This window comes from Streptomyces sulfonofaciens, assembly GCF_014656295.1.
Taxonomy (GTDB): domain Bacteria; phylum Actinomycetota; class Actinomycetes; order Streptomycetales; family Streptomycetaceae; genus Streptomyces; species Streptomyces sulfonofaciens.
In genome coordinates this window covers 185,163-204,440 of sequence record NZ_BNCD01000013.1, presented here as the reverse complement: position 1 = coordinate 204,440, position 19,278 = coordinate 185,163, and the positions used below count along the sequence as shown (strand labels likewise).

At 73.0% G+C, this 19,278-nt stretch carries 14 protein-coding genes; 6 read left to right on the top strand and 8 right to left on the bottom strand.

Annotation, left to right across the window (positions count from 1 at the left end; translation table 11 throughout):
* Positions 1 to 79: 79 nt before the first annotated feature.
* The 3 genes from IE313_RS21720 to IE313_RS21710 form a co-directional block, all read right to left on the bottom strand.
* Complete coding sequence (locus IE313_RS21720) at positions 80 to 1,519, bottom strand: serine protease (RefSeq protein ID WP_189934768.1); 1,440 nt, start codon at positions 1,517 to 1,519, stop codon at positions 80 to 82.
* Positions 1,520 to 1,697: 178 nt separating this feature from the next.
* Entirely contained in the window at positions 1,698 to 5,735 is a 4,038-nt protein-coding gene (locus IE313_RS21715) for an ABC transporter ATP-binding protein (RefSeq protein ID WP_229924844.1), read from the bottom strand.
* Positions 5,736 to 6,194: 459 nt separating this feature from the next.
* Positions 6,195 to 6,953: a GntR family transcriptional regulator gene (locus IE313_RS21710; protein WP_189934764.1), complete on the bottom strand. Its 759-nt coding sequence runs from the start codon at positions 6,951 to 6,953 to the stop codon at positions 6,195 to 6,197.
* 219 nt (positions 6,954 to 7,172) lie between these two features.
* On the opposite strand from IE313_RS21710, the gene IE313_RS21705 reads away from it, so the two are divergent.
* Positions 7,173 to 7,625 (top strand): ATP-binding protein, encoded by a 453-nt coding sequence (locus tag IE313_RS21705; protein WP_189934762.1) that lies wholly within the window; start codon positions 7,173 to 7,175, stop codon positions 7,623 to 7,625.
* A 97-nt stretch (positions 7,626 to 7,722) separates the two neighbouring features.
* On the opposite strand, the gene IE313_RS21700 is transcribed toward IE313_RS21705, so the two are convergent.
* Positions 7,723 to 8,049: an arginase family protein gene (locus IE313_RS21700; RefSeq protein WP_189934760.1), complete on the bottom strand. Its 327-nt coding sequence runs from the start codon at positions 8,047 to 8,049 to the stop codon at positions 7,723 to 7,725.
* A gap of 92 nt (positions 8,050 to 8,141) precedes the next feature.
* On the opposite strand from IE313_RS21700, the gene IE313_RS21695 reads away from it, so the two are divergent.
* Complete coding sequence (locus tag IE313_RS21695; protein ID WP_189934758.1) at positions 8,142 to 8,939, top strand: phosphatase; 798 nt, start codon at positions 8,142 to 8,144, stop codon at positions 8,937 to 8,939.
* 79 nt (positions 8,940 to 9,018) lie between these two features.
* On the opposite strand, the gene IE313_RS21690 is transcribed toward IE313_RS21695, so the two are convergent.
* The 3 genes from IE313_RS21690 to IE313_RS21680 all read right to left on the bottom strand — a co-directional run bounded on the left by IE313_RS21690 (position 9,019) and on the right by IE313_RS21680 (position 12,099).
* Positions 9,019 to 9,891, bottom strand: coding sequence for an acyl-CoA thioesterase (locus IE313_RS21690; protein ID WP_189934756.1), 873 nt, complete (start codon positions 9,889 to 9,891; stop codon positions 9,019 to 9,021).
* A gap of 125 nt (positions 9,892 to 10,016) precedes the next feature.
* Positions 10,017 to 11,174, bottom strand: a complete 1,158-nt coding sequence (locus IE313_RS21685; RefSeq protein WP_189934754.1) for an acyl-CoA dehydrogenase family protein — start codon at positions 11,172 to 11,174, stop codon at positions 10,017 to 10,019.
* A 334-nt stretch (positions 11,175 to 11,508) separates the two neighbouring features.
* A complete protein-coding gene (locus tag IE313_RS21680) occupies positions 11,509 to 12,099 on the bottom strand; it encodes an SACE_7040 family transcriptional regulator (protein ID WP_189934752.1) in 591 nt (196 codons plus the stop codon).
* Positions 12,100 to 12,254: 155 nt separating this feature from the next.
* On the opposite strand from IE313_RS21680, the gene IE313_RS21675 reads away from it, so the two are divergent.
* The 4 genes from IE313_RS21675 (at position 12,255) to IE313_RS21655 (ending at position 18,546) form a co-directional block, all read left to right on the top strand.
* Complete coding sequence (locus IE313_RS21675; RefSeq protein ID WP_189934750.1) at positions 12,255 to 13,877, top strand: carboxyl transferase domain-containing protein; 1,623 nt, start codon at positions 12,255 to 12,257, stop codon at positions 13,875 to 13,877.
* 209 nt (positions 13,878 to 14,086) lie between these two features.
* Positions 14,087 to 16,204: an acetyl/propionyl/methylcrotonyl-CoA carboxylase subunit alpha gene (locus tag IE313_RS21670; protein WP_189934747.1), complete on the top strand. Its 2,118-nt coding sequence runs from the start codon at positions 14,087 to 14,089 to the stop codon at positions 16,202 to 16,204.
* A 179-nt stretch (positions 16,205 to 16,383) separates the two neighbouring features.
* Positions 16,384 to 17,367 carry a hydroxymethylglutaryl-CoA lyase gene (locus IE313_RS21660; protein WP_189934868.1) on the top strand — a complete coding sequence of 328 codons (984 nt, stop codon included), beginning with the start codon at positions 16,384 to 16,386 and terminating at the stop codon, positions 17,365 to 17,367.
* A 12-nt stretch (positions 17,368 to 17,379) separates the two neighbouring features.
* Positions 17,380 to 18,546: an acyl-CoA dehydrogenase family protein gene (locus IE313_RS21655; protein ID WP_189934746.1), complete on the top strand. Its 1,167-nt coding sequence runs from the start codon at positions 17,380 to 17,382 to the stop codon at positions 18,544 to 18,546.
* A 121-nt stretch (positions 18,547 to 18,667) separates the two neighbouring features.
* Here IE313_RS21655 and IE313_RS21650 read toward each other — a convergent pair whose 3' ends face one another.
* The gene (locus tag IE313_RS21650; RefSeq protein ID WP_189934744.1) at positions 18,668 to 19,195 is read right to left on the bottom strand and encodes an AAA family ATPase; all 528 of its coding nucleotides are present in this window, start codon (positions 19,193 to 19,195) and stop codon (positions 18,668 to 18,670) included.
* Between the last annotated feature and the right edge of the window lie 83 nt (positions 19,196 to 19,278).

Here is a 19,278-nt window from a genome sequence, read left to right as displayed (position 1 = left end):
CGGCGATCAGCGGTCGGCGTGGCGGACCGCGCCGACCGTGCCGGACCCGGCGCCCGACACCGACGACCCGGCGCCGGGGTCAGAACACCTCGTTCCGGGTCGCCTGGCGGTCGAGGCGTGCGTCGTACGCGGCCAGGGGCCGTGCCGTCGACGGGTCCGCCGTGACCGCCGCCGGGGCCACACCGGCCCAGGCGAGGACGCGGGCGGTGGCGAAGGCGTTCTGGTCGGGTGCGAGTCCGGCGACGTCGGCCACCATGTGGCTGGCGCCCGGCACCGTGAAGACGTACGAGTCACGGGCACCGCTGCCGAGTTCGAAGCGCTCCGCACTCCAGGGGTCGTTCTGGCCGTAGAGGAACAGCATCCGCGAGGCGTGGTCGCGCACCCATGTGTCGACGTCGTGCATCGCCCCGGAGTCGAAGCTCATCGGGATGGACCGGGGCACGTAGAGCCTGGGCGTGCGGTAGGGGTAGTGCGTCAGCCCCTCCAGGTGCGGCAGCTCCAGGTGCGGCGAGCCGAGCTGGGTGCCCGCCTGGTAGTAGTACGGCATGATCTCGTAGATGCCCGCGTCCACGTGGTAGTACCAGCCGGATATCTTGTCGATGTAGTCGAAGATCTCCTGGTCGCCGGCGGTGGCGGCGTCGGGCACCTCGGCGCACTCCGGCTCGACGTGGAACTGCCAGAAGTTCCACACGAGGTCCTGGACGCCGACCTCGAAGGTGCGGTCGAGCGATCCGACGAGGGTCGTGGTGTAGTCGTTGTCGGCGATGTAGCGGGCGAGGATCCGCTCCATCGGGGCCCGCCGCACCAGCGCCTTGCGCTGGACGGCGTTCAGCTTGTCCCTGCACTCCTTGGTGCCGACCCGCTCGAAGAACGCGTCGTACGCCGAGTCCTCGTCGTTGACGACGTCGTCCGGCGGGACGTAGGCGACGATGCCGTCCATGTCGTGGGGGTAGAACCGCTTGTAGTAGGTGGCCGTCATACCGCCCTTGGAGAGGCCGCTGGCGAGCCAGTTCCTGCCGTAGATCGGCTTCAGCGCCTCGAAGATGCGGTGCTGGTCGCTGGCCGCCTGCCAGATGTCGAGCTTCGACCAGTCGGCCGGGCTGGGCCGGGACGGGAGGAAGTAGCGGTACTCCAGGGTGACCTGGTTGCCGTCGACGATGCGGGTCGGCTCCGCGCGTTCGATGTCCTCGGGGAGTGCGTAGCCGCTGGCCCAGAAGACGGTGGGGCGGTCGACGTCCTTGTGCAGGATGCTGATGCGCTGCTGGAAGGTGCCGCGCTCGGGGTGCCTGTGGTCGATGGGCTGGGTGTAGGCGAGGACGAAGAAGCGGTAGCCGTCGTAGGGCTTCTCCTCCAGCAGGCTCATGCCGGGGACGGCGAGGAGCCGGTCCTTGATGTCGGCGGTGGTGTCCTGGGCGACGGCGGGCCCGGCGGCCTCGGCCTGCCCCGCGGTGCTGCCTAACGTGCTCAGGGTGCCTATGAGCACCACGAGGGCCAGCAGCCACCTGACAGCCTTGCGCATGCACACTCCTCCGGTTCGCCGCTGATGCGGGTGGGACGTACGAATGCGCGTGCGAACCTAGCGGAGGTGGGGCCGGGTCACCAGAGGACCTCGGGCCCGGGCGGCCACCGAGCGGGCCCCGACCCGGACCCACCCGGGTCGCGGCCCCGACCCCGACCCGGGCCTGACCGTGCCCTGATCAGGCCCGGACCGACTCGGGTTCCTGGCCGGGACCGGGGCCGCGACCGGCCGCGGGCAGCGGGCCCGCCGGGGTCTCGGACGGTGTGTGGTCACCGAGGAAGGTGTGCCACAGGCGGGCGTAGTGCCCTGACGCGGCGACGAGTTCGTCGTGCGTGCCGTCCTCCACGACCCGGCCGTGGTCCATCACCACCACCCGGTCCGCCCGGGCCGCGGTGGTCAGACGGTGGGCGACGATCAGGGTCGTGCGCGCACCGGCGCTCGTTGGGGGGCGGTGGTCGGGCGACGGGCGGGAGCCTGCCGCGCGGCGGCCCGCGAGGCGGTCCGTGGCTCGGTTGACCTGCGCCTCGGTGGCCAGGTCGAGGGAGGCGGTGGCCTCGTCCAGCAGCAGGATCGCGGGGTCGACCAGTTCGGCGCGGGCGAGCGCGACCAGTTGCCGCTGACCGGCCGACAGGTTGCGGCCGCGCTCGCTGACCTCGTGCAGATAGCCGCCGTCGAGCGTGGCGATCATGTCGTGCGCGCCCACCGCGCGGGCCGCCGCCTCCACCTCGGCGTCGCTCGCCCCGGGCCTGCCGTACGCGATCGCGTCGCGCACCGTGCCCGCGAAGAGGTACGCCTCCTGGGGCACGACGCCGAGCCGCTGCCGGTACGCCGTCAGATCGAGGTCGCGTATGTCGGTGCCGTCGACGGTCAGGCGCCCGCTCGTCGGGTCGTAGAACCGCGCCACCAGCTTGACGAGGGTGGACTTGCCCGCCCCCGTCTCGCCGACGAAGGCGACGGTCTGGCCGGCCGGTATCCGCAGCGTGACGCCGCGCAGCGCCGCCTCACCGCCCCGCCCGGCGCCACCGGACTCCAAGCCACCGGGCGCGGAGCCTTCGGGCGCGGAGCCACCGGACTCGGATCCTTCGGGCGCGGAGCCCCCGGTGGGCGAAGTCCCGGTCGTGGAAGTCCCGGTCGTAAAAGTCCCGCTTGTGGAGCCGCCGGGGGCCGTGCCGTCCTCCGGCGTCTCGGGCGTGTACTCGAACACCACGTCCTCGAAGGCGATCTCGCCGCGCAGCGCCTCCACTCCCCGCGGTGCGGCCGGCGCCGCCACGGACGTCGGCACCCGCAGCAGTTCCTGGATGCGGCCGAGGGAGACGGTCGCCTGCTGGTAGCCGTCGAAGACCTGGGAGAGCTGCTGGACGGGCGCGAAGAAGAGGTCGATGTAGAGCAGGTAGGCGACCAGCGCACCGGTGGTCAGGGTCGCGTTCTCCACCCTGGACGCGCCCACGACCAGCACCAGGGCACCGGCGAGCGAGGACAGCAGTTGGACGAACGGGAAGTACATGGAGATCAGCCACTGGCCCCGCACCCGGGCCGCGCGGTACGACAGGCTCCGCTCGGCGTACCGCGCCGAGCCCGCCCGCTCCCGCCGGAACGCCTGCACGATCCTGAGCCCCGCCACGGTCTCCTGGAGGTCGGCGTTGACCACGGAGACGCGTTCGCGGGCCAGCTCGTACGCCTTCCGGCTCTTCCTGCGGAACACGAAGGTGCCGACGAGCAGCGGCGGCAGCGTCGCGAAGACGACGAGGGCCAGTTGCACGTCGATCGCCAGCAGCGCGACCATGATCCCGAAGAAGGTCAGCAGCGAGACGAAGGCCGTGACCAGGCCGGTCTGCAGGAAGGTGGAGAGCGCGTCCACGTCCGTGGTCATCCGGGTCATGATGCGGCCGGACAGCTCGCGTTCGTAGTAGTCCAGGCCGAGGCGCTGGAGCTGGGCGAAGATCTTCAGCCGGAGCGTGTAGAGGACCCGCTCGCCGGTGCGTCCCGTCATCCGGGTCTCGCCGATCTGGGCCGCCCACTGGGCGATGACGGCGACCAGTGCCAGCGTGGCGGCGGACCAGACGGCGCCGAGTGCGAGGCGGTTGACGCCCTCGTCGATGCCGTGCCGGATCAGGACGGGCAGCAGCAGGCCCATGCCCGCGTCGACGGCGACCATGAGCAGGCTGATCAGTAGGGGGGCGCCGAAGCCGCGCAGCAGCCTGCGCAGTCCGTACGACGCCTCGGGCCGCACGGCGCGCGCCTCGTCGACGTCGGGTGTGTCGGTGGCCGGTGGCAGCGCGTCCACCTGGGCGAGCAGTTCTGGGGTGGCCGGCATGCCGCTGAGCGCGGTGTCCTTCGGCTCCCTGTCGCCCGTCCACAGCCTGGGGGTGAGACCGCGCTCGGCGTCGAACTCGGCGTCGATGCCGATGTCCAGTACGTCGCGGGCGTCCTCGCGACCGGTGCGGTCGCAGGCGTCGCACGTGTCACGGGTGTCGCCGGCGTGGGGGCTGTGGGAAGCGGAGGTGTGGGAGGGGCCGCCCAGTTCGTCGGGGTCGGTCAGCAGCCTGCGGTAGAGGGAGGAGCGTGCGGTCAGCTCGTCGTGGGTGCCGAGGTCGGCGAGCCGGCCGCCGTCGAGCACGGCGATCCGGTCGGCGAGGCCGAGGGTGGAGCGGCGGTGCGCGATGAGGAGGGTGGTGCGGTTGGCCGTGGCGCCGCGCAGCGCCTCGTGTATCTCGTGCTCCACGCGGGCGTCGACGGCGGAGGTGGCGTCGTCCAGGACGAGCAGCCGCGGGTCGGTGAGGAGGGCGCGGGCGAGCGCGATGCGCTGGCGCTGGCCGCCCGAGAGGGTCAGGCCCTGCTCGCCGACCCGGGTGCCGTAGCCCTGGGGCAGCGCCCGGATGAACCCGTCGGCCTGGACGGCACGGGCAGCGGCCTCGACCTGCTCCTCGGTGGCGTCGGGGCGGCCGTAGGCGATGTTGGCGCGCACCGTGTCCGAGAAGAGGAAGCTGTCCTCGGGGACCAGGCCGATGGCGGCCCGCAGGGAGTCGAGGGTCAGCTCGCGGACGTCGTGGCCGCCGACGAGGACGGCGCCGTGCGTCACGTCGTAGAAGCGCGGCAGGAGCAGCGCGAGCGTGGACTTGCCGGAGCCGGAGGCGCCGACGACGGCGACCGTCTCGCCCGCGCGGATGCCGAAGGTGAGACCGTCGAGGACGCGGCCCGCGGGCGCGTCGCCGTAGCCGAAGGTGACGTCGTCGAACTCGACGGTGGCCGGGGCGTCGGCGGGCAGCTCCTTGGTGCCGTCGCTGAGGGTGGGCCGGGTGTCGATCAACTCCAGGACGCGTTCCACACCGGCCCGCGCCTGTTGGCCGACGGTCAGCACCACGGCGAGCATCCGCACCGGGCCGACGAGCTGGGCCAGGTAGGTGGAGAAGGCGACGAAGGTGCCGAGGGTGATCTCGCCCCGCACCGCGAGCCAGCCGCCCAGGGCCAGCATGGCGACCTGCCCGAGCGCGGGCACGGCCTGGAGGGCCGGGGTGAACTTCGCGTTGAGCCGTATGGTGCGCAGCCGGCCGGCGTAGAGCCTGCGCCCGACCTGGCGGAGCTTGCCGGTCTCCTGCTCCTCCTGGCCGAATCCCTTGACGACCCGCACCCCGGACACGGCGCCCTCGACCACGCCCGCGACGGCCGCGGCCTGCGCCTGGGAGTACCAGGTGGCCGGGTGCAGCTTGGTGCGGCTGCGCCTGGCTATGAACATCAGGGCCGGGGCGACACCGAGGGCGACGAGGGTGAGCGGCAGGGAGAGCCACGCCATGATCACCAGCGAGACGGCGAAGAGCAGGACGTTGCCGATCGTCATCGGCAGCATGAACAGCAGGCCCTGGATGAGCTGGAGGTCGCTGGTGGCACGCCCCACCACCTGGCCGGTGGACAGCTCGTCCTGGCGGCGGCCGTCCAGCCGGGTGAGGGTGTCGTACATCTCGGTGCGCAGGTCGTGCTGGACGTCGAGCGCGAGCCGGCCGCCGTAGTAGCGGCGGACGAAGGTGAGGGCGTAGACGAGGACGGCCGCGAGGAGGAAGAGGGAGACCCAGACCGCGAGGGAGCGGGTGTGGGTGCCGATCACGTCATCGATGATCACCTTGGTGAGCAGCGGGACGACGGCCAGGACCGCCATGCCGGCCAGCGAGGAACCGAGGGCGAGGACGACGTCCCTGCGGTACCGCAGCGCGTATCCCGTCAGCCGCCTGGCCCAGCCGTCCTTCCGTGCCGCCGCCCGGTCCCCGTCGCCATGGCCGCTCTCGCTGCCTGTGCCCGCCACCTACTGCCTCCTCGGTACGCCTCGCACGTCTCCGGAAGACGCCAACGCGCCAGGATGCGGATTTCATCCTTCCGCAACAATTCCACATCCGGGGTCGGGGCGCCCTCGATCCTGCGCCCCAGGCCCTCGCCGAACCGGGACCGGGCCCCTGGCTCCCTCTGGCCGGTGCCGGCCGGGGCGACCGGAGACGGCCTCACCGGGGGCACCCGGCCCCGGCGCCCGCAGCCGCCGCCCCTCCGAAGCGGTCGGCCCTCCCCACAGCCGGTCCTCCGAAGCAGCCGTCGGCCTCACGCCGACCGCTTCCGCCCGACGCGGGCCCCATCAAGCGTCGATCCGCCATGCACCGATCCGCCACGCCTCGGTCGGCCATGCCTCGGTCCGTCATGCCTCGATGTCGTACTCCAGCACGTATGCGGACGCGTCGAGGACCATGTCATTCACTTCGACCGCCCGGCCGTCGTCCGTGAAGGCGGTCCGGCGAACGAGGACGACCGGAGTGCCGGCGGCCAGTCCGAGTTGCTCCGTCTCCCCGGCAGTGGGCATCCGCGAGCGGACCTCCTCGCGGAAACGGACCGGTGCGCGGCCGATCTCGTCCAGCCGGGCGTAGGTGCCGCCGGGTCCGGTGTCCGCCTCGGTGATCGCGGTGCCCGCGACGAGGGCCGCGTCCAGGTACGAGGTGGCGGCGAGGACCGGCCGCCCGTCGAGGACGAACCGCCGGCGGCGGACGCAGGCCGGGGCGCCCCCGTCCAGCCGCAGCGTGCCGGCGACGTCCTCCGGCGGCTCCTCCTCGGTCACCGACACCCCTTCGACCGCCAGTTCGCGCCCTGCCGTGTCCGTCTCCCACAGGGACCGGCCCTCACGCCAGGTTCCCGCGGAGAGCCGCTGCACGCCGCGCCGACGGACCGGCCGGAACTCCCGGACGAACACCCCGGCGCCCTTCCGCGCCTCCGCAAGCCCTTCGGCCTGCAGTACCCCCAGTGCCTGCCGCGCGGTCATCCTGGCCACCTCGTGCCGCGCCATCAGCTCGTTCTCGCCCGGCAGCCGGTCCCCCGGACCGTACTCACCCGCCTCGATGGCGGCCTTCAGCTCGTCGGCGATGCGCTGGTACTTGGGCTGCCGCCCGGAGCCCCGGCTGGCCATAGGGCAGTCCTCTCCTCGTCAGCTCTGGACACGGTCGTCTCTAGACACGTCGAGCCATCCTAGGCGGCCGGTTCCGACCGGCCGCCTCCTTCCTCCGACCGCCGCACAACCCTTCAAGGGACATCTCTAGAGAAGTGGTTGACGAGGGTACGCCGATCCCGCTTTACTCATCCACATCTCTAGAGATGTCCTAGTGATGCACGCCACCTGGAGGCTTTTGTGACCGGTGCCGACGCCGTCGACATCCGCTGGCAGCTCCCCCGGACGCCACGCAGCGCCGGCCGGGCCCGCGCACTCCTGCGGTCCCAGCTCGCTGCCTGGGGGATCGCGGGCGAACCCGCGGAGACCGCGGAACTGCTGCTCTCGGAGCTGGTGACGAACGCCGTCCGGCACGCCGGCACGCCCCGTGGCAGAGAGATCGCCGTGCGCCTGGCCCGGTACGAGGGGCGCCTGCGTGTCGAGGTCGCCGACGCGGACGACCGGCGCCCCCTGCCGCGGACCGCCGACCTGGACGACACGGGCGGTCGGGGCCTCCGGCTTGTTCATCTGCTGGCCGAGCGGTGGGGCTGCTGTCCCCGCCGGTACGGCATCGGGAAGGCCGTATGGGCCGAGGTCGGAACCGGTGAGCCGGTCAGTCCCGCGCCCGGGACCCCGCCATCTGCCGGGTCGTGATCATGACCAGCTCGTGCGCCGTGTGCGACACCGCCACCGACGTGGCGTGGGTGCCGGAGGCGTGGGCCGGGCCCAGGACGTCGATGTCGGCCGAGGTCTACAGCGGACGGTCGCCGATGCGCTGCCGGAGCTGGTCGGTCACCTCGTCCACACCGCGCCGCATGACGTCCGCGGAGGTGACGATGCCGAAGCCCGTCTTCGCGTCGTCATCCAGGTCCCGCTTGCCGTTAGTGCAGGCCGCGCGTGCCGACGTGGGAGAGGGCCGAGGTGTCGGGGATGCCTCCTCGGTGGCCAGTCGAAACGGCGTGCCGCGCGTGTACGCGGCACCGGAGTACGTCTCCCAGGTGTCGAGGTGCGCATCGAAGTGGAGCGTGCCGGGGGTGCGCGCACGGGCGCCGGGCGCCCCCGCACCCGCGCTCCTCACCACCGTCCCCGGGCGCCCCTCGCGCGCCCCGGAGCATCCCATCGTTCGGGACGGCGCTCCCGTTCACCGCGGCCGACGGCACAATGGGACCTATGCCGATACCCGGGACACCCAGCCGCGCCGAGCTGATCGAGCACCTTGTGCGCACCCGCATCGCGGGCGACGTCGCCACCCCCCGTGAGAACAACCTCGCGCACTACCGCAAGCTCGCGAACGGCGACCGGCACTACTGGCTCGGCCTGGAGCTCGGCGACCGCTGGCAGGACGAGCAGGACGTGCTGGCCCTGATGGCCGAGCGCTGCGGGGTCAACGACGACTTCGAGTACCGCTTCGGCCAGGACACCATCGACCCGGAACTGACGGTCGACGCCCTGGAGCGCCTCGCGGGCCGGCTGCGCAAGGCGGCCGAGGACGGGCAGCGGGTGCTGTTCGCGACCGGCCACCCGGGCGGGCTGCTTGACGTGCACCGGGCGACGGCGGCCGCGCTGCGCGCCGCCGGCTGCGAGATCATGGTGATCCCGGAGGGCCTGCACACCACGGAGGGCATGGTCTTCCAGTTCGCGGACGTCGCGGTGCTGGAGCGCGGCGCCACCCTCTGGCACACACACTCCCCGGACCCGATGACGGCGATCCTGGACGGCCTGGAGCGGCTCGGCCGTCCGCTGCCCGACCTGGTGGTCGCCGACCACGGCTGGGCGGGCTGCGCGGGCCGGCGCGGCCTGGACGCGTGCGGCTACGCGGACTGCAACGACCCGGCCCTGTTCATCGGCGAGGCCGAGGGCACCCTCCAGGTCACCGTCCCCCTGGACGACCATGTCACCAGTCCCCGGCACTACGACCCCATGACCGCGTACCTGCTGGACGCGGCGGGCCTGGAGGACGACGCCTGACCCGGAGGCGACGGCACCGGCCGCCCGCCACCGGGGTCCCGCCCTCGGGATGCCGCCGGCGGGGCCCTGCCAGCGCCGCTCAGCGCGGCACCCGCACGACCCCCTCCTGGATCACCGAGATCGCCAGGTCCCCCTCCCGCGTGAAGATCCGCGCCTGCCCGAGCCCCCGCCCGCCGTGCGCCGACGGCGACTGCTGGTCGTACAGCAGCCACTCGTCCGCACGGAACGGCCGGTGGAACCACATCGCGTGGTCGAGCGAGGCCCCCACCACGTCCCCGGTGGTCCACCCGCCCCGCCCGTGCGCCAGCAGGACGGAGTCGAGCAGGGTCATGTCGGAGACGTAGGTGGCGAGGCACACGTGCAGCAGCGGGTCGTCGGCGAGCTTGCCGTCCGTGCGGAACCACACCTGGGAGCGCGGCTCACGCGGCCGGCCCGCGGTGGCGTACGGGGGCGGATCCACGTACCTCAGGTCCACCCCGGCGCGCGCCTCCAGCATCCGCTGGACGACGGCGGGCTCGATGAACCGGTCGGCGTAGCGCGGCAGCATCTCCTGGGCGGTGGGCAGCGACTCGGGATCGGGCGCGTCCGGCATCCCGGCCTGGTGGTCGAGGCCGTCCTCGTAGGTCTGGAAGGACGCGGAGAGGTGGAAGATCGGCTGGCCGTGCTGGACGGCGACCACCCGGCGGCTGGTGAAGGAGCGGCCGTCGCGGATCCGGTCGACGGTGTAGACGATGGGCACGCCCGGGTCGCCGATGCGCAGGAAGTAGGCGTGCAGGGAGTGCACGTCCCGGCCCTCGGGGACGGTACGCCCGGCCGCCACCAGGGCCTGTGCGGCGACCTGGCCGCCGAAGACCCGCGGTACGACGGCCGACCGCGACCGGCCGCGGAAGATGTCCTCCTCGATCCGTTCGAGGTCGAGCAGATCGAGCAGCGAACTGAGTGCTGGGTGCATGATGGCGTGCCCCGGCGGGCCGCGCCGCGGTCACCGCCGTCCCTTTCCCTCCCTGGCGGGCCCGGGCCGTCGCCGGCCGGGCCCGAGTGCTTCCTGCGGTCCTGCGGGGGGCCGCGGGCTCCCGCCTACAGCCCCATGTCCTTGGCGATGATCATCTTCATGACCTCGCTGGTGCCGCCGTAGATGCGGTTGACGCGGTTGTCGGCGTACAGACGGGCGATCGGGTACTCGTTCATGTAACCGTAGCCGCCGTGCAACTGGAGGCAGCGGTCGATGACGCGGTGCGCGACCTCGGTGCAGAAGAGCTTGGCGCTCGCGGCCTCGGCCGCGGTCAGCTCGCCCGCGTCGTGCGCCTCCAGGGCGCGGTCGCAGACGGCCTCGGCGGCGTCCACCTCGGTCTTGCAGGCGGCCAGTTCGAACTTGGTGTTCTGGAACGAGGCGACGGACTTGCCGAAGACGGTGCGCTCCTCCACGTACTGCTGGGCGAACCGGACGGCCGCCTTGGCCTGGGCGTAGGCGCCGACGGCGATGCCCAGGCGCTCCTGCGGGAGGTTCTGGCCGAGGTAGGAGAAGCCCTTGTTCTCCTCGCCGAGCAGGTCCTCGACGGGCACCTTGACGTCGCTGAAGGACAGTTCCGCGGTGTCAGAGGTCTTCAGGCCCAGCTTGTCGAGCTTGCGGCCGACCGCGTACCCCTCGGACTTGGTGTCGACGACGAGCAGCGAGATGCCGAACCTGCGGTCCTGCTCGGACGGCGGCGCGGTGCGGGCGCAGACGATGACCCGGTCGGCGTGCACACCGCCGGTGATGAAGGTCTTGGCGCCGTTGAGTACGTAGTGCGTACCGTCCTCGGAGAGCTTGGCGGTGGTCTTCATGCCGGCCAGGTCGGAACCGGTGCCGGGCTCCGTCATGGCGATGGCGAACATGGTCTCGCCGCTCACCAGACCCGGCAGCCAGCGCTTCTTCTGCTCGTCCGTCGCGTACGCCTTCAGGTACGGCAGGCAGAGCGCGACATGCACGCCGGAGCCGCCGAAGGACACGCCCGCGCGGGCGCACTCCTCGGAGATGACCGCCTGGAACTTGAACGACTCCTCGCCCGCGCCGCCGTACTCCTCGGGCACCTCGATACCGAAGACGCCCAGCTCACCGAGCTTGTAGTAGAAGTCGCGCGGAACCTGGCCCGCCGCTATCCACTCGTCGTAGACGGGCACGACCTCGGCCTCGATGAAGGCCCGGATGGTGTCCCGGAAGGCTTCGTGGTCCTCGTTGAAGACGGTTCGGCGCACGGAGAACTCCCTCTGCCCGGGCCCTGGCAGGGGCCCCTGTCACCGGACTAAGCGCTTGCTCAGACTGCAAGGTTACCCGCCGGTCGCCGCGAGCGTCCAGAGAGATCCCCGTCACGGCCCGCGCCCGCCCGCCGGCCCGCCGTCCGCCCGCCGTCCGCCCCCAGCCCGCCGTCCGCCGGCCCGCCGCGCCGGGGCGCGGGTGTGGGCACGCGCACGCGCCTTGCTGCGCGGGTACCCTGCCGCGCGTGCACCTGCGCGTACGCCTCACCGCGTGCGATGTACGGCTTACCGCGTGCGCCTTACCGCGTGCGACGTACGGCTTACCCCGTGCGCCTTACGACGCAGCGCCCTCGAACGCCCCGCGCGCCAGGCGGTGCAGCAGGTCCGCCGTCTGTCCGCGGCCCGGCAGCGTGCCGGGGCGGCCGAGGTGCGGGGTCGAGTTCAGCAGCCCGAAGACCGCGTGCACGCACGCGCGTGCCTCCGGCTCGGCGAGGTTCGGGTAGGCCCGGCAGACCACCTCCACCCACAGCTCGACGTACTGCCGCTGGAGCTGGCGCACCAGCTTGCGGTCGGAGTCCCGCAGCCGGTCCAGCTCCCGGTCGTGCAGGACGATGAGGGGGCGGTCGTCGAGGGCGAAGTCGATGTGGCCCTCGATGAGCGAGTCCAGCACCGCGTGCGGCCCGCCGTCCGCGGCGGCGACCCGGCGCCTGCCGCCGGTCAGCAACTGCCCGCTGATGCCGACCAGCAGCTCGGCGAGCATGGCGTCCTTGCCCGGGAAGTGCCGGTAGAGCCCCGGTCCGCTGATGCCGACCGCGGCGCCTATCTCGTCGACGCCGACGCCGTGGAAGCCCCGCTCCGCGAAGAGCCGCGCGGCCTCCTTGAGGATCTGTGCACGACGGGAGGGTGCATCGGTTCTGGTGCCCATGCCGGCAATTGTAGACAGGACGGTTAGCGGTCGTTAACCTTGGGGAGACAGGTTAACGCTCACTAACGACCGCGCACGGCACGGGCACGGCCCGCGAACCGGGCGCGACCTGGCGCGGCGGCGGCGCGGCAGGCGGCAGGCAAGGGGGCCCACGGATGCAGCAGGCACCGGTGCTGGCGAGCACCGCCGACCCGTCCTCGCAGGTCTGGCGGGCCAACGAGGCGGCGCACCGCGCGCTCGTCGAGGAGCTGCGCACCCGGCTCGCGGCGGCCCGGGAGGGCGGCGGCGAGCGGGCCAGGGCCCGCCATGTGGCGCGCGGCAAGCTGCTGCCCCGGGACCGCGTGGACGCCCTCCTGGACCGGGGCTCGCCGTTCCTTGAGCTGGCGCCGCTGGCCGCGGAGGGCATGTACGGCGGCGCCGCGCCCGCGGCCGGGGTGATCGCCGGGATCGGCAGGGTCTCGGGCCGGGCCTGCGTGATCGTCGCCAACGACGCCACCGTCAAGGGCGGCACCTACTACCCGATGACGGTCAAGAAGCACCTGCGCGCCCAGGAGGTGGCGCTGGAGAACCGGCTGCCCTGCCTCTACCTGGTCGACTCGGGCGGCGCCTTCCTGCCCATGCAGGACGAGGTGTTCCCGGACCGCGAGCACTTCGGCAGGATCTTCTACAACCAGGCGCGGATGTCCGGCGCCGGAATCCCCCAGATCGCCGCCGTCCTCGGCTCGTGCACGGCAGGCGGCGCCTACGTGCCCGCGATGAGCGACGAGGCGGTGATCGTACGCGGCCAGGGCACCATCTTCCTGGGCGGCCCGCCGCTGGTGAAGGCGGCGACCGGCGAGGTGGTGACCGCCGAGGAGCTGGGCGGCGGCGAGGTCCACTCCCGCGTCTCCGGCGTCACGGACCACCTCGCCGAGGACGACGCCCACGCCCTGCGGATCGTGCGCACCATCGTCTCCACCCTCCCCGAGGCGCCCGCCTTCCCCTGGCGCGTGGAGCCCGCGGAGGAGCCCAAGGCGGACCCGTACGGCCTGTACGGCGCGGTCCCCGCCGACTCCCGTACGCCCTACGACGTGCGGGAGGTCATCGCGCGCGTGGTGGACGCCTCGCGGTTCGCCGAGTTCAAGGCGGAGTACGGCCAGACCCTGGTGACGGGCTTCGCCAGGATCCACGGCCACCCGGTGGGCGTCATCGCGAACAACGGCATCCTGTTCTCCGAGTCCGCCCAGAAGGGCGCCCACTTCATCGAGCTGTGCGACCAGCGCGGCATCCCGCTGCTGTTCCTGCAGAACATCTCGGGCTTCATGGTCGGCAAGGACTACGAGGCGGGCGGCATCGCCAAGCACGGCGCGAAGATGGTCACGGCCGTGGCCTGCACCCGGGTGCCCAAGCTGACCGTCGTCATAGGCGGCTCGTACGGCGCGGGCAACTACTCGATGTGCGGGCGCGCCTACGGCCCGCGCTTCCTGTGGATGTGGCCGAACGCCAAGATCTCCGTGATGGGCGGCGAGCAGGCCGCTTCGGTGCTCGCCACCGTCCGGCGCGACCAGACGGAGGCCCGCGGCGAGGAGTGGTCCGCCGAGGACGAGGCCGCCTTCAAGGACCCGATCCGCCGGCAGTACGAGACCCAGGGCAACGCCTACTACGCCACCGCCCGTCTCTGGGACGACGGCGTGATCGACCCCCTGGAGACCCGCCAGGTGCTCGGCCTGGCCCTGACGGCCTGCGCGCACGCCCCTCTGCCCGCCAAGGACGGCGGCTTCGGCGTCTTCCGGATGTGAGGGATCGTGGGAGGACGGCGGCCGTGGCACGGCACACGGCACGGATCGGCGCCCGGACCGTGCCGGCGACCGGCCCCCGGCACGAGGCCGACGGCCGGCCCGGGACGGACCCCGGGCCCGGGACGGACGGCAGGCCCCGAGCGGGCGGGGGGCCCGGGACGGACGGCAGGCGGGCGGGGGCGCACATGACGACGGCGGAGGGGATGACCATGACGACCGGCTCGGACAGGGCGGACGGCGCGGCGACAGCGGCAGCGGCGGGCACGGCGGGCTCCGGCCTCGCCGCGTTCGACACGGTCCTGGTGGCCAACCGCGGCGAGATCGCGGTACGGATCATCCGTACGCTCCGTGCGCTCGGCATCCGCTCGGTCGCCGTGTTCAGCGACGCGGACGCCGGCGCCCGGCACGTGCGGGAGGCCGACACCGCGGTGCGGATCGGGCCCGCACCGGCCGCCGAGAGCTACCTGTCGGCGAAGCGGCTGCTGGCGGCCGCCCGGGACACCGGCGCCCAGGCCGTCCACCCCGGCTACGGCTTCCTCGCCGAGAACGCCTCCTTCGCGCGTGCCTGCACCGACGCGGGCCTGGTCTTCATCGGTCCGCCCGCCGACGCCATCGCCCTGATGGGTGACAAGATCCGCGCCAAGGAGACGGTGCGGGCCGCCGGAGTGCCCGTGGTGCCCGGCTCCTCCGGCAGCGGGCTCGACGACGCCGAGCTGGCCGCGGCGGCCCGGGAGACCGGGCTCCCCGTACTGCTGAAGCCGTCGGCGGGCGGTGGCGGCAAGGGCATGCGCCTGGTGCGCGACGCCGCGCTGCTGGCCGACGAGATCGCGGCCGCCCGCCGCGAGGCCCTGGCGTCCTTCGGCGACGACACCCTTCTCGTGGAGCGCTGGATCGAGCGCCCGCGGCACATCGAGATCCAGGTCCTCGCGGACGGCCACGGCCGGGTCGTGCACCTCGGCGAGCGCGAGTGCTCCCTCCAGCGCAGGCACCAGAAGCTCATCGAGGAGGCGCCCAGCGTGCTGCTCGACGAGGCGACCAGGGCCGCGATGGGCGAGGCCGCGGTGCAGGCCGCCCGCTCCTGCGGGTACCGCGGCGCCGGCACCGTCGAGTTCATCGTGTCCGGCACGGAACCCGGCGCGTACTTCTTCATGGAGATGAACACCCGCCTGCAGGTCGAGCACCCCGTGACGGAGCTGGTCACCGGGCTCGACCTGGTCGAATGGCAGTTGCGGGTCGCGGCCGGCGAGCCGCTGCCGTACGAGCAGCGGGACATCGCCCTCACCGGGCACGCCGTCGAGGCCCGGATCTGTGCCGAGACGGTCTCCGTCAAGGAGGGCGCCCGCGGCTTCCTGCCCTCCGGCGGCACCGTCCTCGTGCTGCGCGAGCCGGCCGGCGAGGGGGTGCGCACGGACTCGGGCCTCAGCGAGGGCACCGAGGTCGGCAGCCGGTACGACCCGATGCTGGCGAAGGTCATCGCCCACGGCCCGGACCGCGCGACGGCCCTGCGCCGGCTGCGCGCCGCGCTGGCCGGCACCGTCACCCTCGGCGTGCCGGCCAACACCGGATTCCTGCGGCGCCTGCTGGCGCATCCCGCGGTGCAGGCGGGCGACCTGGACACCGGCCTGGTCGAGCGGGAGCTGGACGGCCTGGTGCCGCGGTCCGTACCCGAGGAGGTGTACGAGGCGGCGGCCGCGGTGCGGCTGGCCGGGCTGCGGCCGGAGGCGGACGCGCACGGCTGGCAGGACCCCTTCGCGGTGCCGAGCGGTTGGCGGCTCGGCGGCCCGGCGGCACCGGTCGAATTCCCGCTGAAGGTGCCGGGCCACGAGCCCGTCACCCACCGCCCGGGACCCGCGAGCGGCCACACGGTCACACGGGACCGGGTCTCCGTCACCGTCGCCGGGGTCCTGCACACCTTCCACCGTGCGGGCGACTGGCTGGGCCGCGACGGCGACGCCTGGCTCGTCGAGGACCACGACCCGGTGGCCGCAGCGCTGGCCGGCGCCGCCCGCGCCGGCGCCGACTCGCTCACCGCCCCCATGCCCGGCACGGTCACGGTCGTCAAGGCCGCCGTCGGCGACCGGGTGACGGCGGGCCAGAGCCTGGTGGTGGTGGAGGCGATGAAGATGGAGCACGTCATCTCCGCGCCGCACGCCGGCACCGTCACGGAACTGGACGTCATCCCGGGCAGCACGGTCGCCATGGACCAGGTGCTCGCGGTGATCGTGCCCGAGGAACCCCAGGAGCCCGGGGAGCCCCAGGAGCCCGGGGAGCCCGAGGGGGCCGCCGTGCCTCCCGCGGGAGCCGGCAGTGAGGAGGCGGCGTCATGAGCGGCGACGTGCCGTCCACGAGGACCACCGGCGAGCCGGCCGGGGCGGACGGGACCGGTGGAGCCGGTGGAGCCGGTGGAGCCGGTGGAGCCGGTGGCACAGGGACCGGTGGGACAGGGGCCGGTGGGACCGGTGGAGCCGGTGGGGTGGACGTGCGGCGCGGTACGGCCGGGCTGCCCATGACCGTGGCGGCACCCGGTCTGCCCGCCCGGGTGCGGATCCACGAGGTCGGCGCCCGCGACGGCCTGCAGAACGAGAGCGCCACCGTGCCCACCGAGGTCAAGGCGGAGTTCATCCGCCGCCTGGCCGCCGCGGGCCTGACCACCATCGAGGCCACCAGCTTCGTGCACCCGAAGTGGGTGCCCCAGCTCGCCGACGCCGAGCGGCTCTTCCCTCTGGTGCACGACCTGCCCGTGGACCTGCCCGTGCTGGTGCCCAACCTGCGCGGCCTGGACCGGGCCAGGGCCCTGGGGGCCCGTCGCCTGGCCGTGTTCGCCAGCGCCACCGAGTCCTTCGCCCGGGCCAACCTCAACCGCTCGGTGGACGAGTCCCTGGAGATGTTCGCCACCGTGGTCGCACGCGCCAAGGAGCCGCAGGACGGCAGTTCCGCACCGGTCGGCGCCCCCCGGGAAGGGGCCGCCCATGTGCGCGGCTACCTGTCCATGTGCTTCGGCGACCCGTGGGAGGGCCCCGTACCCGTCGCCCAGGTCGTGCGCGTCTGCCGGGCCCTCTTCGACATGGGCTGCGACGAGCTGAGCCTCGGCGACACCATCGGCGTGGCCACCCCGGGCCAGGTGCGCGCCCTGCTCACCGCGCTGAACGAGGCCGGCATCCCCACCGGCGCGCTCGGCGTGCACTTCCACGACACCTACGGCCAGGCACTCGCCAACACCCTGGCCGCCCTCCAGCACGGCGTCACCACCGTCGACGCCTCGGCGGGCGGCCTCGGCGGCTGCCCGTTCGCGAAGAGCGCCACCGGCAACCTCGCCACCGAGGACCTCGTGTGGATGCTGCACGGCCTCGGCATCGAGACCGGTGTCGACCTGGACCGTCTCACCGCCACCAGCGCGTGGATGGCACGACACCTCGGACGGCCCAGCCCGTCCCGCACCGTGCGGGCCCTCACCGGGGCACCGACGGACCCGTCAACGCGCGCGTCGTAAGGAGTCCCCGTCATGACCCTTGACCACCGGCTCTCCCCGGAACACGAAGAACTCCGCCGCACCGTGGAGGAGTTCGCCCACGACGTCGTCGCACCGAAGATCGGCGACTTCTACGAGCGGCACGAGTTCCCCTACGAGATCGTCCGCGAGATGGCCCGCATGGGCCTGTTCGGGCTGCCCTTCCCCGAGGAGTACGGCGGCATGGGCGGTGACTACCTGGCGCTCGGGCTCGTCCTGGAGGAACTGGCCCGGGTCGACTCCTCGGTGGCGATCACCCTGGAGGCCGGCGTCTCCCTGGGCGCCATGCCGATCCACCTGTACGGCACCGAGGAGCAGAAGCGCACCTGGCTGCCCCGGCTCTGCTCCGGCGAGATACTGGGCGCCTTCGGCCTGACCGAGCCCGACGGAGGCTCCGACGCCGGCGCCACCCGTACCACCGCCCGCCGCGACGAGGCCACCGGCGAGTGGGTCATCAACGGCACCAAGTGCTTCATCACCAACTCCGGCACCGACATCACCGGTCTGGTCACCGTCACCGCGGTCACCGGCCGCAAGGACGACGGAAGCCCCCTGATCTCCTCCCTCATCGTGCCCTCCGGCACGCCCGGCTTCACCGTCGCCGCCCCGTACTCCAAGGTCGGCTGGAACGCCTCGGACACCAGGGAGCTGTCCTTCGCGGACGTCCGCGTGCCGGCCGGGAACCTGCTGGGCGAGGAGGGCCGCGGCTACGCCCAGTTCCTGCGCATCCTGGACGAGGGCCGGATCGCGATCTCGGCGCTGGCCACCGGGCTCGCGCAGGGCTGCGTCGACGAGTCGGTGAAGTACGCCCGCGAACGCCGTGCCTTCGGCCACCCCATCGGCGCCTACCAGGCCATCCAGTTCAAGATCGCCGACATGGAGATGAAGGCGCACACCGCGCGCCTGGCGTGGCGGGACGCGGCGTCCCGGCTGGTGAACGGCGAGCCGTTCAAGAAGGAGGCCGCCCTCGCCAAGCTCCACTCCTCCACCGTCGCGGTGGACAACGCCCGCGACGCCACCCAGGTCCACGGCGGGTACGGCTTCATGAACGAGTATCCGGTGGCGCGGATGTGGCGGGACGCCAAGATCCTGGAGATCGGCGAGGGCACCAGCGAGGTCCAGCGCATGCTGATCGCCCGCGAACTCGGACTCACGAGCTGATCCCCGGCCTCGGTGGCCGCCGGATGCCCGGGTCAGCCACCCGGTGCGGCGTGCGCCTCGGCACCGGAGTGCCCGTCGCGTGCCGGCCGCTCCCGCCGGTGCGCTCCCGCCGACGTCGTGGTCAGCCGTCGAGCCGTACCCGCGACATGATGGTCTCCGCAGCCTGGTCGGGGGTGATGCCGGTGGTGTCGACGACCTCGGCCGCCCTGCGGAGCCAGGGCAGCGCCTCCTGGTAGTCGCCCAGGTGGTCCAGGCGCCACCGGCGGGCACGCGCGCTCTGTGGCCCGGCGTCGGTCTCGATGCGTTCCGCCAGCGTGCGCGTATCGGCGTGGAGCAGGAAGTGGTGGACGGGGATGGCGGCCCGGACCAGGCCGCCATGGATCTCCCGCCAGTACCGCTCGACCAGGACCGTCTGCGTCACCACCAGCGTGCCACCGGTGTGGTTCAGTACCTGCCGTGCCGTCTCCACCACCAGGGCACGCCAGGGAGGGAAGTCCTGGAAGTCCCGTTCCGGCACCCCCAGCACATGCCAGAGCATCTCCCCGACCTTCTCGGCGTCGAAGAGCCGGGAATCCGGGATCCGAGACGTCAGTTCCACGGCCGTGGTGGTCTTCCCTGCCCCGAACGCGCCGTTCAGCCAGATGATCACCAGTCCGACTCTACGCGGGCCGGACCCCGACGCGTACGGGATGCACGATTCCAGCCGCCCACCGGGAGCATGCCCACGGCCGG